This window comes from Nostoc cycadae WK-1 (assembly GCF_002897135.1).
In the GTDB taxonomy this organism is placed as follows: domain Bacteria; phylum Cyanobacteriota; class Cyanobacteriia; order Cyanobacteriales; family Nostocaceae; genus Nostoc_B.
The window spans coordinates 1-1,336 of record NZ_DF978481.1 but is presented as its reverse complement, the minus strand read 5'-3'; the positions used below and the strand labels follow the sequence as shown (position 1 = coordinate 1,336).

Here is a 1,336-nt window from a genome sequence, read left to right as displayed (position 1 = left end):
TAAGGAATCAGGTAAAAATAAGTTGAACACTAATTGAAGACAGAGCTAGGATCAAAGCATGGGATCGGGCAGGTAAAGTAACCCATGTCAAAAGCTGACTTAGTAGAGGCAATCAAAACAAAGTATGAATGTTTTTCTCCATATTTGAATGAGAAAACCCGTAGGCTGTGGGCAGCGGTAGAAGCACAAGCAATGGGAAGGGGAGGTGTGAGCCAAGTAGCCCAAGCAACAGGACTGTCGCGCACGACAATTTATGTAGGTCTAAAGGAATTAGAGAATCAGAATCAATCAGCCAATCGAGAGCAAATTCGCTCTGGTGGTGGGGGAAGAAAACTACTAGAAGAGATTGACTTAACCCTAGTAAAAGACTTGCAATCTTTAGTAGAACCAACAACATTAGGAGATCCAGAGTCACCTTTACGTTGGACGAGCAAAAGCGGGGCGAAATTGGCAGGTGAATTACAACGAATGGGACACAAAGTTAGCCCAAGAACAGTACATACCTTATTAGGTTGGTTAGGGTACAGCTTACAATCAAATCGTAAAACTCTGGCTGGCTCGTCACATCAAGACCGGGATGCACAATTTTTGTACATAAATCAGCAGGTTGAACAATTCCAAAACCTGGGTCAACCAGTGATTTCAGTGGATACAAAAAAGAAAGAACTCATTGGAGAGTTTAAGAATCTTGGACAGGAATGGCAGCCTCAAGAAGAACCCCTCGAAGTACGAATACATGATTTTGTTGACCCAAAATTAGGAAAAGCGATTCCCTATGGTATTTACGACCTGACGTTGAATAAAGGCTGGGTCAGTGTTGGCATTGACCACGATACAGCGGAATTTGCCGTTGAATCTATCCGTCACTGGTGGTTGGAGATGGGTCAGCCATTGTACCCTGATAGTAAACATCTACTCCTAACTGCTGACTGTGGCGGCTCTAATGGCTATCGTACTAAATTGTGGAAGCTGCGATTGCAAGATTTGGCTGATGAAACTGGTTTAACTATTCATGTGAGCCATTTTCCTCCTGGTACCAGCAAGTGGAACAAAATCGAACATCGGATGTTCTGCCACATCACCACCAACTGGCGGGGCAAACCTTTAACTAGCCTTCAAGTAGTCATTAATCTCATCACTCATACCACCACAAACAACGGCTTAGAAATTCAAGCTGTACTTGATGAAAATCATTATCCTACGGGTATTGAAGTTAGTCCTGAAGATTTTAATGCCATTGCCATTGAGCGGCACGCTTTTCATGGTGAGTGGAACTATCAGATCAAACCAAGAACAATAGCCTAATTGTTCAACTTATTTTTTCCTGGTTCCTAAC

At 42.8% G+C, this 1,336-nt stretch carries 1 protein-coding gene; it reads left to right on the top strand.

Going from position 1 to position 1,336, the window contains the following annotated elements; translation table 11 throughout:
- Nucleotides 1–84 precede the first annotated feature (84 nt).
- Nucleotides 85–1,305, top strand: a complete 1,221-nt coding sequence (locus NCWK1_RS28960; protein WP_103126013.1) for an ISAzo13 family transposase — start codon at nucleotides 85–87, stop codon at nucleotides 1,303–1,305.
- The last annotated feature ends 31 nt before the right edge of the window (nucleotides 1,306–1,336 follow it).